Origin of the sequence: Vibrio variabilis (genome assembly GCF_003263785.1) — a bacterium.
Taxonomy (GTDB): Bacteria; Pseudomonadota; Gammaproteobacteria; order Enterobacterales; family Vibrionaceae; genus Vibrio; species Vibrio variabilis.
Map to the genome: position 1 here is coordinate 40,401 of NZ_JYJK01000110.1, position 14,545 is coordinate 54,945.

Below are 14,545 nucleotides of genomic sequence, written 5' to 3' on the forward strand. Positions count from 1 at the left end.
TCGGTAACAATAGCAAACTCAAATATATCAAATAAAGCGCAGTGCCACCAAAGTGATATAGCTCGAAAAACACTCTATTCTGGCATTTCAGGAACAATCATCGGCAAATCAGTACAACCAAAATCTAAACCCATTTGACTCAGTAGGCAGGTAAGCTGCCCTCTATGATGAGTTTGATGGTTAAAGATATGCTGGTAAAACTGAGCGACGGTTCGCTCCATTAGTATGCCTTCTGTCGTGGTGTAGCGAACAAGTCGTTGGCAAGATTCATACGTAAGCTGACGAGTGACATCGATATAAATGTCATCGACAGTGCTTCTTAAAGATTTCAAATGTTCGATATCTTTCACAAAGGTATCGTGGATCGATTTGGATGTAGGGAGATTGGCTAACCTATCCTCCGCGACATCCACACACTGGTTGGCGACCAAGCGTTGTAACATGATCAAATCACCAAACAATATGTGGTTCCAATGCGCCATAATCGATGTAAAGAATGCACCGCGATCTTTATGAAGCTCTTCACTACTCAGAGTTTCGCATACTTTTATCAGTTGCCGATTCATTCGCTGGTTGTACAGCGCTAACACTCTAAAGTTAGCGGCAATGTCCATAGAGCCTCCTTGCTCTTATATAATTCACTGTTGGGTAATCTCTTGCCCCTGGTAGTACTTTACATCGGCAAGCTCCAGCATAGGCAGATCCTCTGGGGTATCGCCATAGGCGTAAATTTTGCCAAATTGCGTGATATCGAGTGACGATTTTAGAAACGTCACCTTACGCTCTTCGCTGCAATCCCCTTGAACATAACGCCCGGTATAGCGAACACCTCTCACCTCTAATTGACTACAGATGAGTTGAACACTCTGTTGTTCACACCAAATCCGGAGATAAGGGTCTAGCGATGCTGAGACGACAATGACCTCATCGCCTTGCTGCTGATGCCAGCGGATCTTCTCGACCATTTCAGGTCTTACTACCTTGTTTAAGTACTCATGATTAAAGTGGTGAGCACTAGCAATCACATCGCTTTCTTTTCGGCGCCAATAGGCAACTTTCGACAAAATGGGTCTGGTTTTACTCGCGGGCAACCAGCCTAGTTTGTAGAGAGCAATCACCGGCCACAGTATACTGAGCCCAATGACAATCCGTGACTTGGAAGATGCGTAAAATAAAAAAGCAGTAAACGTATCCTCAGTGGTAATGGTGCCGTCAAAATCAAATAGTGCTAGATTCGCCACGGCTCACACCAGTCGTTTAGTAAAGTAATGCTTACTGTGATTTGATGGGTAGTTTTCTAACGTCATATGACACCGGTATCCATGCTTTTCATAGAACGCTTTTGCTTGAAAACTAAAGGTATCAAGCAACACCGAGTGACAGCCTACCTCTTTGGCATGGGATTCGACGCGCGATAGCAACTCACTACCAATGCCGGTGCCGCGAATCGAAGAATCAACCCAAAGATATTGAATAGACAACCAATCTCCGATGATTTCTGCGGTGACTCCGGCCTTCTTCTTTCCTTGCTCAGTGACATAAAACGCGACCTTGTCATGACGTACTGTTCCCAAAAAAGGTCGGTTGTGCTCAACTAACCCTTGTCGTATCTCATTAATGTCGGCATCCGTAGGGTCGAGATCGATTTCATAGTTCATAGATGTTCCAATACTTAGTGCTTGAGCCAAGCTGCGAAGATTTCATTTTATCGGGGCGATGTTAATGTCTATTTTTCATGCCCGTGCAGACTCAATCAATGATAACAGCACTCTCAGGGTAAACCTCGAAAATAGAGTCAATAATGATTGGTAAATTGCCCCTCAAAGACTGCGCACCAAAGACCGAACGAGCATGAACCCCTTTATCTCCAAACACTTCGGCCATTAAGTCCGAACAGCCATCTAGGACTTTAGGGTGCTGTTCAAACGTCTCTGTTGCATTAACAAAACCTTGAAGCTTGATCACTCTGGCGACTCTATCAAGACTACCTAGTTCGAGTTTTACCGCTGCCAATATGTCTAGTCCAGTCACCTTAGCAAACTCATATCCTTGCTCAGTCGTATATTCTCGCCCCAGCTTGCCTTTAGGGACATCATTTAGACCTGCTACGGGGCCTTTCCCAGACACATACAAAAGATTTCCGGTACGGACACAGTTACAATAGCTACCCTGAGGATCACTCGCGGTGGGGAGGACGAGTTCAAGTTCTGCCATTCTACTTTCGATAGACATAAGGTCTCCTTTTAGTGCACACGCTACTCTTGTTTTAATCCAGCTCGTTCCACAATCTCGGACTCGAAACCATCAATACTTTGCTGGTTTTTCTTTCGCCAATAATTCTCGATACCCTCAGAGCCAAGTCTATTCGCCCACTTATCCAAGTCATCTCGATCACCCTCATAGTGATAGTACAGGACTGACATACCACACGATGCCTGCACAAGCTCTATATCAAGAATGAAGATTTGCCTATTAGAATGGCTATGAGGAAATAAAGGCGCGTAATCGTTCCACCGCTCATCATTAATGTGAAGCGCTTCTGCTTGCCCGTAAGTTCTCAAAATCAGAGGAGCACCTTCGAATGCACAAAACATCAGCGTCATGCGGTTGTTGAGAAGAACATGAGCGGCAGATTCATTGCCGCTTCCTGTTAAGTTCAGCCAGGCGATCTGCTTGTTATTAATGACTCGTAATGAGTCACCTCCTTTTGGCGACAAGTTTACTGTGCCACTCTCAGCCGCCGTTGCCACAAAATAGATTTTCTGCGACTCGATAAATTCAACGTGCTTTTGTGTTAGCTCACTAAATTTCTTTCCCATAACTCTGAGTTCCCTGTGCCAAACGAATTTTTGTTTTCCCAACCAAACCGATGTCACTATCATGGATGATTCGCTTGAGTTTCTGTATCCAAGCATTCAACCAGTTGAATCAATAAATGTAACCTTTAACAAGACTAAATTTTGAACTGCCTCGGGAAGTTAGCAGAAGATTCAACATGTAATCGAAGACATTACACGTCGAGATAAAACGGGGTGCGATACTCTTCGCTTGGGGAAATTAGCTTCATGGACAATCCTTTTTCTTCGCTATACAAACTACAGTGCGAGTATCGTTAAAAAATTCTAATTTACTCCAATCTGAATAGATCTCTACTAATTCAAGACCAGCCATAGCCAGACAATTACGGATTTCTTCAATACAGCGATATCTTAACTCGATGGTGGTTCTGCGAGTCTCACTATGCTCATAATTACGTTGAATGTCATAAATGACTGTATTTTCGATACTTTCATGTGCTCTTTGAACGCCCATTACCTGAACCTGTTCACCCTCTGACGTTAAGTAACTGTCGCGATAGGTAGAAGAATCGGCTCGACTTAGCCCGCGAAGGCGCGTATCAAACACAAATAAACTCTCTGCTTTCATATGGCAACGAATACTATTCAGCATCGCAAGACAGTCGTCGTCAGTGAGAAACGCTTGAAAGGCATTTCCTGTCATAACGACTAAATCAAAGTCAACGTCCAAAGCAAAATCAGTGGCATCAGCTTGTATAAATTTAATATTCGAGTGAGCCGACTTCAGCCTTGCGTGATCCAGCATAGGTTTGGAGATATCTATACCCACCACACAATCAAGCCAGTTGGACATCTCTATCGCCAAAATTCCGGTCCCACAGCAAACATCTAGAGATGTCTCAAAGTTGAATCGCTCTACTAACGACTTCAAGAATGCCAGCTCTTCATCGTACAATTCACCATATTGGTCATCATACTCAGCACCAGACCAGAACTCACTTTGACTTTGTTTCATTCGCCGCTCCAGAAACCACTTCGGCGTTTTTAGCTCCCATCTTGCTACGCCTTACCCAGCGCACTATCGCAACCACCACAAACGCGAGTAAAAAGATCCAATACAACATTCCAAGCATGCTCTTGGTTACGGTAAACATTGATGCGGTCTCGACCATTAACGGAGTCACATCCTCGTAGCTCGATAGCATCAACCAAATACAGATGTTTTCTAGATAGTCCGCAAGTGCTGAGAGTACAGGCAACATTGCCAACCACTGCCATACGCCGTTGGTAATTCCGCATTTCGTTAGAAGCCAGACAAACAAAAGGTAATAAGTCATCGCAAACATTGCCGGATAGATCATATCCAATGCTAGCTGCGTTAAATAGAATGCACGCCCTTCACCACCCAGTGCGGTCAGCAAGGTCATTGCTTGATCGTAACTGTACCCCATCGGCGACATATCAAATATTGGTAGCCCAGAGGAGTACTCCATTAGTGTGGGTATGGTATACCCCAGCATTAATGCATAGATCAAATTCGTCACGATTAATAGCGCGATTATCTGCCTTCCTGATGGCAATTTTGGTAAAAAACGTATCATGGTTCTTCCTTGTTCACCGTATATCTCGACCCCATTTTGAGGTATCTCATGCGATGTAAATATTCAACCAGTTGATAAGCAAGTTGTAACCATACTAAGTGAGGAACTTTGAAGTGACTCTAGAATAGAGCAAAGATACGCCGTACAAACGATCAGAACTTGGGCAGTACAGACTTTGGTTGGAAGGATTAACACTTCTAGGATTATACGAATCTTGTTTATGACAGAGGCGGCAAGCCATATTGCCGCCTCAAAAAGATCTATGTCGTTATTTCTATAGCGACTATTGAAGTTCTGTCGCTTGATTTTCTACTTTTTTGTTTCCGCACGAGGTACAAGTGAGCACCAGTTCTTGCTCATCGAGTTTTTTAAGTGCCATATCTGTATTTCCGCCTATTAGCAGAGTCTCAACGATGTACTTTTTAACCCCGCCCAGAATGTATTGGGATAGTTATCCTTTGCCTCTTGAAGGTGTTGTTTATGCTGAGTAACTTGACTGCACTTTTTACAATAGCTTTCCATATAGTCCGCCTTTAGTTAATTATCTCGCCAAGGCTAACCAAGTAGAGAAGTTGTGAAAATACTCAATAATAAACTTTATGCAAAAAAGTCCTCACAATGTGAAGTAAGTAGTCAACACTCCAGATATTAACAAGTTTGATATTTATATATGAGAGAAATATTGACTGCTACTTGCTATTTACTTCGGTGATAGCAGGAGTAATAAAAGGCCCCAACAGCATGTTAAGCTGTTTCAAAAAACCTTGATGCTCATCTTTAAAAATCGCTTCTGCTTCTTGAGCGCTATCGGCACTAATGATCAAAGACTGTTCAATAAACCCCTGTTGAATCAACTGACTTGCCTCTTGTTTGTAGGTCTCAGAACTTGTCTCTAAGTAGGTATAACCGCCATCTTTCGTAAAGAACTTAAACTCCATGAATCCTCCCCAAATAGTGTCAATTCAGTACCGACGCTAACAGATAGATTCCAGGATAGGATATGAGTTTCCTCACAATGCGAGTCATCACACATCCGCGACTAAAGTCTTTGTAATAACGGTTTCATTCTCTTTTAGGTAGGCAATATCTGATAGATAGGCAAGATGATGACCGTCGTTGATATTCTCCAGAAAAGCCCGATTACCTTGATTTGCTTCGGTATGCATGAAGTCAACGAGCGCCTGAATTCGGTTCACCATCACCTCGACCAAACACAGTCTCAACTCAACATTTAAGTCATAGGCGTCACAAAACAACTTTGCTCTTTGCATTTGAGTTTGTAGATCACCGAGTGCATCATCGCTATGAGTTTTAAACGGTGCCCAAGTATAAACAGCGTAGGCGATATCCCAAATCCTAGGGCCTGGATGTGCAGTATCAAAATCAAACACCCCGACAACCGAGCTCCCATTTAAGGCAACGTTGTATGGCGCAAAGTCGCCATGGCAAATAACCTCTATGGGCTGAACCGTAGGTAACATCCAACGCATAGTGGTCACGTCTGCCGCTTCAATTAAGCTACTCGATGCATCATGATACGCTCGTAACAGCTCTGCGGCAGATATAAGTGCATGAGAGCCGACGATAGCGCCATCAAGAGGAAAATTGGTCGTTTCGCCCGGGACAAAAGACAAGATTTCATTGTCGTTATCATCAAAACCAAAAGACTTAGGAGCAGCTGAAAACCCGACGCGTTCTAGATGATTCAGTAATGCATGAACCGCTGGCGACCAAGGACCTGCGGGTCTTAATACCTTATCTTCCTTTCGATAAATGGCAGCACCTCTGCCTCCAGATAATTCCTCTATCAAGTTAAATTCTCTCTGTATAAATTTGATGGTTTTTAATATCAACGGCTACTTCGGACAGTACTTGTTAAACATCACACAGCAGGTTAGGACAAAGGCTAAAAATAAACTCACACCCCAAAGACCATGGCTATAAAACGACATCTCACCTTCAGACCATACCCTAAGTCCAATGTTAAACAACTCGCCATTAATACCAAGCACCAATACTGATGCCGCGAAATATCGAAAAAACTCGATTGTGAGCCGTTTCGTTGTTTCTAAATACTTAGCCAAAGTCTATTTCCTTATAGTGGCTATTGGAGTTATGCACTGAAGTTCCTTGAGCAAACTTTTTTTAACTCTTTAAAGTCAGTGCTGCCAAAGTGCGCCACAATTTCGCTTTTTGACATACTTAAAAACGCGAAACTCGTCATTTGGAATGGGGGCACTTTCACTAATTTTCACATAGCCGAGTTTTTCATAAAAATGGTGGTTTCTGTATGACTCGGCGGGTGTCAGCAGTTTGAAGCCAATAGCATTGAGATAGTGCTTTTCCAACTCTGTCATCACCCATGAACCGATTTGCTTGCCTTGAAAGCTCGATGCCACAAACACATACTTAACCTCCACCAGCTCATCACTATCAAGCTCAGCACACAAACCACCGACTAACTGGTTCTGCCATATGATTAGAAAGAAGTTACCAGCCTTGATTTGAGATTCTATCCATTCAATCGATTCTATGTTTGGTGGGTAAGATCCATATTTACGGCTATCTTCTTCAAACGCATCCAATGCGCAGTTTTGCAGGTTCCTAGCATCAACTATGGATGCTGATTTAAGAGTTAAATGATCCACGATCCATTCTCCAATGTTTTTCTACCCCCACTTTCAATACCTAAGGCGCAATTTGCAAAGTCATTGGCACAAATCTTATTCCATTGAATTTCGACTCCGATCCTGTTGCAACAAAACCATGCTTCTCATAGAAACTCATCGCGTTGACCGATGAACGTAGGCTGACTTCTGCCGCATCGGTGCTGCCTAACAAGTGTGACAAAATAAAGTGGCCAACCCCCAGTCCTTGTGATTGTTTAGAAACAAATAGATGTGTTAGATAATTGCCATCTCGTATAGCACCATATCCAACTATCTCCCCTTCGACCAAAACTTTAACGCTATAGTACGAGGACGTATCAAAGGTCGACTCTATGTCACCCAGAACTCGTGTTAGAAATTCGTTCTTTCCTTGTGTATTGAGGAGAGGTAATACATCAATGGTCGCAACCTCTTTGACCAATGCATGTATACTATTTAAATCACCTTTTGAAACAGTGTGCACTTCCATACTGCCGCATGCTCCTCATCTTTATGATATTGTGAAAGCCATAATTTTATGGACTGAATCTGAACTGGAATCAATTTCAACCCACCCCATAGCTTGATAAAACTCTGGAATATCTGTATATGCCAAAATTTGAGATTGTCCCAACACCATCACTTTTTGAGTAGCGAGCTCCACTAGCTTTTTCGCGAGACCTTTTTCACGAAATTTAGGTAAAACATAAAGCGCATTTATCCATATCACCGACTTACGAGACAAAGGGTGTGGATGATGCGTAAAAGCAATGCCTGCGAAAGGCTTATTGTCGGCTACCACAGCCATCGGCTTAGGTAACTGAACACTGTAGTCACCGAAGGAAAAGTCGGGCCACTGCACCTTAAATAGCCCTTCGACTTCAAAGAAATATTTAGAGTCTGGCTTACACTGGACTATGTTCATACCGCCTCTGCTTCGTGCACCTGACCAATTGGAGTGCGTCCTACGATTACCCGTCTTTGATTGGACTTACCACTCATGCTCTTGACCATTCCACGTCCAAAATCGCCCAGTTGAGGCCATAGTTAGCGAATCAATCAGGCTGATAATACCCGCTGCGCTTTCAGTTACAGTAATGTCAGCCTCACTGCCGCCCATGTCTGTTTGTACCCAGCCTGGATGGATCGGACAAACGATAATCCCACGCTCCTTTAACTCAACCGACAACACCTGCATGACTTTGTTGACTGCAGCCTTAGAGCTGCGATAAGCATACATTCCTGTTGACTCACGATTAAGCGAACCCATTTGGCTTGAAATGGTAATGACTCTTGGTCTGGATGACTTCGCCATAAATGGCAGTATCTCACGAGTAACCATTAATGGTGCTACCGTATTTACCGCAAATGTGTCCAACCAATCGGCGGGATCAATCGCCAGCATTGACTGTTCATCTGAACCTATCACACCAGCATTGTTGATCAGCACATCAACCACAACGTCGGAAAGGCTTTCACTAATAGCTTTAACTGAATCTTGCGCTGTGACTTCAAGTTCAAGTAACGACAATTGATCGTATTTGAGCAGCTCAATTAGAGCAGAAGTCGGCTTCCCTCTATGAGTGCCAATAACTCGCCAACCTAAAGCGAGATATTGTTTAGCTAGCTCCAGCCCAATACCACGCGATATTCCAGTAATGAATACGGTTTCCATTGCTTTCAAACCTCTGTTGTTTTTAAATCATGTCGCTGAGATCTAGTTACGCATATACACAAAGTGCTCATCTTGACTAACCACCTTAAAGCCAAATCTCTCATACAAGCTATGTACTTGATTACCTATAAGGTAACAAAGATGAATAGGTTTCGAGCGAGATCGCGCAATACAGGCTTTCATGACGGCGCTTCCAATGCCTATACCTTGATACTCGGGCAACAAGAAGAAACGACCGAAGTAGTAACCATCGCTTCGTACTTCAAATAAGTAACTACCTATCCTTTTCCCATCAAGTTCAATTACTGTTGGCCTAGCCTCGTTCCACTCTTGTTCATGCAATTGACGCTGAAGTGCTTCATCCCAACCAAAGACTCTATACACTGCGTCATACTCTGCGGCTTTCTTGAGTTCAAAAAGAAACTCAAAGTCATCATGAGAGGCCGCTCTCTCTTTGTATTTCATGCGCAAGAAAATTCCTTTGTTTTCGTTTTAAATAATTCTACACGCTACTTTCACTTTCGATAACTCACACCCTCACAACGCCGACTGGGTGAGCCACCTGTTCCGTTGCGATAGACGCATAAAAGATATCACCGACATTGAGCACAGCTGCCTTCTCGACTCTATTCTCTCTATAGAGCATGTCTACCACACCATCTAAGACAACGAACACTTCTTCACCGTCGTTAAAAGTTCGCTATTGCTGCTCTCGCATTACCCAACGAAAGTACGGCCTCTGTCCATCCAAACGTTCCACCTCCGCACCGAGCCTTTTATAGAACTCATGAGCTTTGTCATTGTGGGGACTAGCAGTCCACGAGATGTGAGAAACAGATGATGATATTGCTTGCGTTTTCAAGGCCAACATTAGCTTGTAGCCGTAACCTTTTGATCTTTGATTTTCTACCACTAAAAGGTCATCAAGCCAGATGGAAGGCTCTCCACTAAAAGAAGAATATCGGTAGTGGAATAAGGCAAAACCTAAAACGTCGTTGTCCTGCTCCAATAATAAAGCGTGGGCAAATGGGTAATCACCAAACAAAGTGCGTTCAATTTTCTCAACTGTCGTGGATATTTCACCATTAAAGCCCTTCATAGCACGGTCAAACTCCGCTTTTTGCTCTATAAGGCTCAACAATGTACTTGCGTCACTCTTAATCGCATTCCTTACGGTCACTGTCATCTCCCGACCAATTTGCTAGTATATAACGCTGCCACCTAGCCGAAGCAAAATGCTATACGACTGGTCGTGACAACTTTGAATTAGCCAATCGGACGATCTTGCGTACGGGTTGCAACTGGATCTCTGAAATAATTACAGAAATAAAGCCTGCGATTATCATGGGGATAGCAATTACAATACTAAACCACATTGACCAGCTTGCTTCGACCTGCCCCCATTGGCTGAGTAGCGACGATAGAACTGCAGAAAGCAATAACGTCAAACTCAGAAGTTGAGCCCAAGTATGAGTGGAAATTACAAAAGTATTTGAATACGCACTCTTACGAATAACAGCCTTACCTGTTAATGCACCTATCTTAACCCGAACACTGGAATCACTGCCTGATACTTCATATCCCTGAGCAACTAACTCATCAATTACTTTCTCCACTCACCACTCCTTTTTATCGAGACGCATAATGCCGTGTAAGTGCCTGCTAGCTGTCGGTTTGAACCATGTCTTATGGGCTACTCATATTCTTTGCGCTGGGGTAACTTTAATTTAGGGTTGTACCAACTAGCTTTTTGGGAAACCCATATATGTTCCTTTTCTAGCGATGTAATGTCACTATCAAGTGAGCCCAGCCTGAGTATAATATGTTCGGCTTTCTCTCGTTTAGCATAGATTTGAGTGCCGCAGTTCGAGCAAAAATAGCGAAACTTCCCTTTGGATGACTCAAAGGATTTCAGACTATCAGCACCTAATATAGAGAAATCCTTAGCCTCGACAGCTCCGACGCTAGAGAATGCTGAACCATGTGCTTTTCTGCAGGTCTGACAGTGACAATGTACTATGTCACCAATTTGACCCGAAATTTCATATTTAACTGAACCACACAAACAACTCCCTTTGACCATAATTTTCCTCAATACTCAGATAATACAAAACGCTTTGTTAAGTAGCCGCTAACCATCATGACATTCAACCAGTTGAGTTCACATTTGTAACGTTGGCGAGCAATAAACTTTTAAGTGAGTCGAGATTTATGGTGCAAAGAGGGAAAACTTGATGAAAACCAGAAATTGTAATACGAGTGCTCCACGTCTTGTGAATGGGCACAAACCGGGGACATACTTTTACGCTAACAAAAATGCCATGCGTCGAGTGCCCATCTCGAGTAGCTTGTTAGGCTTTTGCAGAGATGCTCACAACAGTATGTGCCACTATCAAGTGTCTTGATAACCTTGGGCGTAAAAGGAACAATGCAAAGCTTTTGGCGTTAACAGTCAAAACCTTATTTATGTCACGCAGGATACATCTTTAACTTCCTACCGGTGAACTCAAAGCCACACTTTTGATAAAACTCGAACGTTCTATTCCAGCTCTTACTTGGTGGGGCTGTTACATCGATTCGCGACCAACCATAAACATGACTGATTTCAACGAGTTCTTGAATGACAGCTTGACCAATACCTTTTGAACGATGATCTTCGTGAACCCAAAGCTCATTAATTATTCCATATCGTCCATGAGCAAAAATCGAGAAAGACTCACTTAACGTAACGAAAGCTACCACCTCATTATCACACTTCACTTCGTAAGCAAAATGGGTATTGTCAGACAGCTCATCAAAGACTTTTTGAAAACTCATATCACTTGGTATGGAAGAAGTTCCAAATAGCTCACCATAAAGCTTGCCGATATATTTTTTGATTAAGTTGTTATCGGTTATTTCTATTAATTCCATTCATCCCCATGATATACGCCTTGTTATATAGTAACGCGCCACCACCCTATTAAAAAAGCCAACACAATCCCTAAATCAAAGTCGCTAAACGTTAGCAACCTTCTTGAGCAATTTATTATATGCGCACTACTCGCTTCGCCACTTCACTTAATATGTTTAAGTTTAAAGGTTCTCGATACATTTGTTCGAACAAGCTATAAAGATGTTTGTCATACTTCTCCAAGTAATTAAAACTCTTTTTAGAGCCCAAATACCACATACCACGAACATCAAAGTACATCTCCAATAGTTCGTGTTGAAGCCAAGTGCGGCGATAGTTACCATCTAAATTGCCATCACATGCTCGTTCAAGCATTTTGGTGACCCATTGCTGAAGGTGTGCCTTATCTTCTTCAGACATAGCTTCTTTGCCAACGCTAAGTTTTTTTTGAACACGGCGAATAAAATCTTGACCTAAACCATGGGTATCAAGAATTATCCTTCCGTCTCCAAACCTTAACGACTCTTCAGAGACAGTATCGAAAAACGAAGTCGGATAAACCCATAGATCGAGGAAAACCCCATGAAACAACCTAGCATCTTTGACCTCTTGTGAACGATCCCAAATACAAGCAATATCTATATCACTTGTTTCTGTCGCTTCATTTCGAGCGTAAGAACCATACAGAATTATAGTATGGGGGAATACTTACGTTTTAACTCCTTCACCGCCAACTCTAGGATATTGTCCATTCTTTCCTCTAAGCATATAACTCGTTATTAACAAGCAGCTAACTGCCACCTCAATCCAACAAAAACACCTTAATCACTAAACCCAACCAAACTTTTGCTATTTGCTTGAACCAATTGTCAACTATTGATTGCATACCTAAAGCTTTGAGATCTCATCTGAGTAAAATTCAACTAGCAAGCTATCCTCAAGCCAAACCTCATACAAAGGACCACCAAAATGCTTTCTAAAACGATGCTTTAATTGATGTTTCTCTGCTATTGCGACCAACTCATCAACAGACTTATTTGCTTCTAGCATAAAGTGAGATGCTTGAAAGTTTTGGGGTTCGCTTTGCTCTTTATAAGTTGCAGCCAAGTCACCATATACCAGCTTGTAACTAGCTGGAATAAACTCTACTAGCTCATTGTCAATTTCACTCCAAACACACATCCATGCACCAATCATTGTCTTTGACGGAAACGCTTTAGCCTCACCATTAGTAAGCTCTGCCAAAACCAGCGAACTACGTTTCGGTTGAAGTGAGTTAATAGATAAATGTTTTATTTTCATTAATTGCCTCTAAGGTAGCTAACGCCATGTCAAGTAACAGCTAACTGTCAGTGCACTCAAACAAAGCCACCGTAATCACTACACTCAGCCAAACCAAAATCGGCAAACGGCAGCTGTCTGCTTGAAAAATTTGTTATGTATAAGACTCTAGACTATTCGAAATGAACTCCAAATCGGCTCTGAAAAAGTGCCCAGTAGGTATTTCGGGTACACTAAACCAATAAAACTCTTGTTGTCTTTCCGAATCTGTAGCTGTTGGTTCATCACTAATACACGATACCATCACGACGTAATGAATTTCACCTCCATATTCGTTTTGCAAAATATGACTGCCCAATACTTCAAGCCCGATTAATGCTGTCTCTTTCCAGAGTTCACGTATCGCAGCGTCTGTTCCAGATTCGGAGCAATCAACCGCTCCCCCAGGAAACTCAAAAACCATACCTATGTTTTTTCTGAAACGCCTTTGAAGCAGTACCTTTTTGTCCCGAGCAACGACTGCCATAGCTAGATTTTTCAAAAATTAACCCCATGCCACCGTTTACACATAACGCCTTGTTAAGTAGCACTACACTAAAACAAGACCACCGTAGTCACTAGGCTTAATCAAACCAAAATCGCCAACTAATTGCTGTCTGCTTGAACAATTTGTTATGTTCACGGTATCCCTAGAGCTCATCCCAATTACTCAATTGACACCGTTTGAAAGTCCAAAGGTAATACAAACACATTACCACTGAATAAAATAAGCTAACCACCACTGACTCATATAGTGGATGAAATTCAGAAGCTTCTGCTATTAAAGAGCCAAGCAAAAAGATAAGAGGGAAGAAAAATATGAAACACTCAACGAAACGAATACATAGATTATGCCAGAACGGGACATAGAATGGTGGTCTCAACTTGAAACCAGCCTTCCTTACCCATCGGTGCAATGGTGGATTGTAATTCCATTTCCAGATCCGAGCGGCTTCCAGTACACTAAATGCAAGCCCCAACTTTCTTTCATAACTCATATTCGCCCTCCAACACAAAAAGAAGAGTGCGCAACTAGGCACCTATTAACTTTGAGAAACTGAAAAATTTTTGGAAGTGCACATAACGCATTGTTAAGTTGCAGCTAACGACCACAACACTAAAGCAAAGCCACGTAGTCACTGAACTCAACCAAACCAAAATCGCCTACTGTTAGCTGTCTGCTTAAACAATTTGTTATGTGACATTTCTACGCTTGATCTCTTCCTTGAACTTACTCTCACGATACAACCAAATACCCCAGTTAACAAAAAACATTAGACTAGGGAATATCACATAAATTGCAGCCTCCTGCTTAAAATATGCGAAAATACTTACAACATCTGAGGATGGATAATTTAAAAGAGTATGAAAAACTACAAATAAAGCGCTAATTGTTAGTGTTTTTTTTAAAATCCATGTTAGCCCCCCGTGTTTTCTAGCCTTACTCCAATACTCGAAAAGTCGCTCGTTCATATATTACCCTTTAAAGCCCAAAACTGTTTACTCTAGGTGGAGTAGCTACAAATGATTATGGCGCATAACGCATTTTTAAGTAGCAGCTAACTACCACTACACTCAAACAAAGCCACCGTAATCACTAAACTCAATTT

The 14,545-nt window shown here is 42.3% G+C and carries 23 protein-coding genes and 1 pseudogene; all 24 read right to left on the reverse strand.

Annotated elements, in window-relative coordinates; genetic code table 11:
* Positions 1-74: 74 nt before the first annotated feature.
* A complete protein-coding gene (locus TZ48_RS19610) occupies positions 75-614 on the reverse strand; it encodes a DinB family protein (RefSeq protein WP_112480356.1) in 540 nt (179 codons plus the stop codon).
* Between the two features lie 24 nt (positions 615-638).
* Entirely contained in the window at positions 639-1,241 is a 603-nt protein-coding gene (locus TZ48_RS19615; RefSeq protein WP_112480357.1) for an HAD-IB family hydrolase, read from the reverse strand.
* A gap of 3 nt (positions 1,242-1,244) precedes the next feature.
* Positions 1,245-1,658, reverse strand: coding sequence for a GNAT family N-acetyltransferase (locus tag TZ48_RS19620; RefSeq protein ID WP_112480358.1), 414 nt, complete (start codon positions 1,656-1,658; stop codon positions 1,245-1,247).
* Between the two features lie 91 nt (positions 1,659-1,749).
* Positions 1,750-2,232: a RidA family protein gene (locus TZ48_RS19625; RefSeq protein WP_112480359.1), complete on the reverse strand. Its 483-nt coding sequence runs from the start codon at positions 2,230-2,232 to the stop codon at positions 1,750-1,752.
* A 23-nt stretch (positions 2,233-2,255) separates the two neighbouring features.
* On the reverse strand, positions 2,256-2,819 hold the full coding sequence (locus TZ48_RS19630) for a pyridoxamine 5'-phosphate oxidase family protein (protein ID WP_112480360.1): 564 nt from the start codon (positions 2,817-2,819) through the stop codon (positions 2,256-2,258).
* A 244-nt stretch (positions 2,820-3,063) separates the two neighbouring features.
* Positions 3,064-3,813, reverse strand: a complete 750-nt coding sequence (locus tag TZ48_RS19635; RefSeq protein ID WP_112480361.1) for a class I SAM-dependent methyltransferase — start codon at positions 3,811-3,813, stop codon at positions 3,064-3,066.
* Positions 3,794-4,399 carry a hypothetical protein gene (locus TZ48_RS19640; protein WP_162674668.1) on the reverse strand — a complete coding sequence of 202 codons (606 nt, stop codon included), beginning with the start codon at positions 4,397-4,399 and terminating at the stop codon, positions 3,794-3,796. Before TZ48_RS19640 ends, TZ48_RS19635 begins: the two co-directional genes overlap by 20 nt.
* Before the next feature lie 689 nt (positions 4,400-5,088).
* The gene (locus TZ48_RS19645) at positions 5,089-5,337 is read right to left on the reverse strand and encodes a hypothetical protein (RefSeq protein ID WP_112480363.1); all 249 of its coding nucleotides are present in this window, start codon (positions 5,335-5,337) and stop codon (positions 5,089-5,091) included.
* An 87-nt stretch (positions 5,338-5,424) separates the two neighbouring features.
* The gene (locus tag TZ48_RS19650; RefSeq protein ID WP_112480376.1) at positions 5,425-6,207 is read right to left on the reverse strand and encodes an aminoglycoside phosphotransferase family protein; all 783 of its coding nucleotides are present in this window, start codon (positions 6,205-6,207) and stop codon (positions 5,425-5,427) included.
* Between the two features lie 351 nt (positions 6,208-6,558).
* Positions 6,559-7,047, reverse strand: coding sequence for a GNAT family N-acetyltransferase (locus tag TZ48_RS19660; protein WP_162674669.1), 489 nt, complete (start codon positions 7,045-7,047; stop codon positions 6,559-6,561).
* A 40-nt stretch (positions 7,048-7,087) separates the two neighbouring features.
* Positions 7,088-7,537, reverse strand: coding sequence for a GNAT family N-acetyltransferase (locus TZ48_RS19665; RefSeq protein WP_112480366.1), 450 nt, complete (start codon positions 7,535-7,537; stop codon positions 7,088-7,090).
* A 21-nt stretch (positions 7,538-7,558) separates the two neighbouring features.
* Positions 7,559-7,972 (reverse strand): GNAT family N-acetyltransferase, encoded by a 414-nt coding sequence (locus TZ48_RS19670; RefSeq protein ID WP_112480367.1) that lies wholly within the window; start codon positions 7,970-7,972, stop codon positions 7,559-7,561.
* A 66-nt stretch (positions 7,973-8,038) separates the two neighbouring features.
* Positions 8,039-8,722, reverse strand: coding sequence for an SDR family oxidoreductase (locus TZ48_RS19675; RefSeq protein ID WP_112480368.1), 684 nt, complete (start codon positions 8,720-8,722; stop codon positions 8,039-8,041).
* Positions 8,723-8,764: 42 nt separating this feature from the next.
* Complete coding sequence (locus tag TZ48_RS19680; RefSeq protein ID WP_112480369.1) at positions 8,765-9,187, reverse strand: GNAT family N-acetyltransferase; 423 nt, start codon at positions 9,185-9,187, stop codon at positions 8,765-8,767.
* Between the two features lie 64 nt (positions 9,188-9,251).
* A complete protein-coding gene (locus tag TZ48_RS19685) occupies positions 9,252-9,398 on the reverse strand; it encodes a hypothetical protein (RefSeq protein WP_239670993.1) in 147 nt (48 codons plus the stop codon).
* Positions 9,399-9,422: 24 nt separating this feature from the next.
* Entirely contained in the window at positions 9,423-9,908 is a 486-nt protein-coding gene (locus TZ48_RS19690; RefSeq protein ID WP_239670994.1) for a GNAT family N-acetyltransferase, read from the reverse strand.
* A gap of 52 nt (positions 9,909-9,960) precedes the next feature.
* Complete coding sequence (locus tag TZ48_RS19695; RefSeq protein WP_162674670.1) at positions 9,961-10,338, reverse strand: hypothetical protein; 378 nt, start codon at positions 10,336-10,338, stop codon at positions 9,961-9,963.
* Between the two features lie 77 nt (positions 10,339-10,415).
* A complete protein-coding gene (locus TZ48_RS26505; RefSeq protein WP_112480370.1) occupies positions 10,416-10,805 on the reverse strand; it encodes a GFA family protein in 390 nt (129 codons plus the stop codon).
* Between the two features lie 386 nt (positions 10,806-11,191).
* On the reverse strand, positions 11,192-11,635 hold the full coding sequence (locus tag TZ48_RS19705; RefSeq protein WP_112480371.1) for a GNAT family N-acetyltransferase: 444 nt from the start codon (positions 11,633-11,635) through the stop codon (positions 11,192-11,194).
* Positions 11,636-11,750: 115 nt separating this feature from the next.
* Entirely contained in the window at positions 11,751-12,206 is a 456-nt protein-coding gene (locus TZ48_RS19710) for a nucleotidyltransferase domain-containing protein (RefSeq protein WP_239670995.1), read from the reverse strand.
* Positions 12,207-12,248: 42 nt separating this feature from the next.
* Positions 12,249-12,308, reverse strand: a pseudogene (locus tag TZ48_RS25510) (nucleotidyltransferase domain-containing protein); the annotation flags it as partial.
* A gap of 195 nt (positions 12,309-12,503) precedes the next feature.
* Positions 12,504-12,917, reverse strand: coding sequence for a hypothetical protein (locus TZ48_RS19715; protein WP_112480372.1), 414 nt, complete (start codon positions 12,915-12,917; stop codon positions 12,504-12,506).
* Between the two features lie 133 nt (positions 12,918-13,050).
* Positions 13,051-13,437 carry an NUDIX hydrolase gene (locus TZ48_RS19720; protein WP_112480373.1) on the reverse strand — a complete coding sequence of 129 codons (387 nt, stop codon included), beginning with the start codon at positions 13,435-13,437 and terminating at the stop codon, positions 13,051-13,053.
* 148 nt (positions 13,438-13,585) lie between these two features.
* Positions 13,586-13,933, reverse strand: coding sequence for a DUF6404 family protein (locus tag TZ48_RS25515; RefSeq protein ID WP_112480374.1), 348 nt, complete (start codon positions 13,931-13,933; stop codon positions 13,586-13,588).
* Between the last annotated feature and the right edge of the window lie 612 nt (positions 13,934-14,545).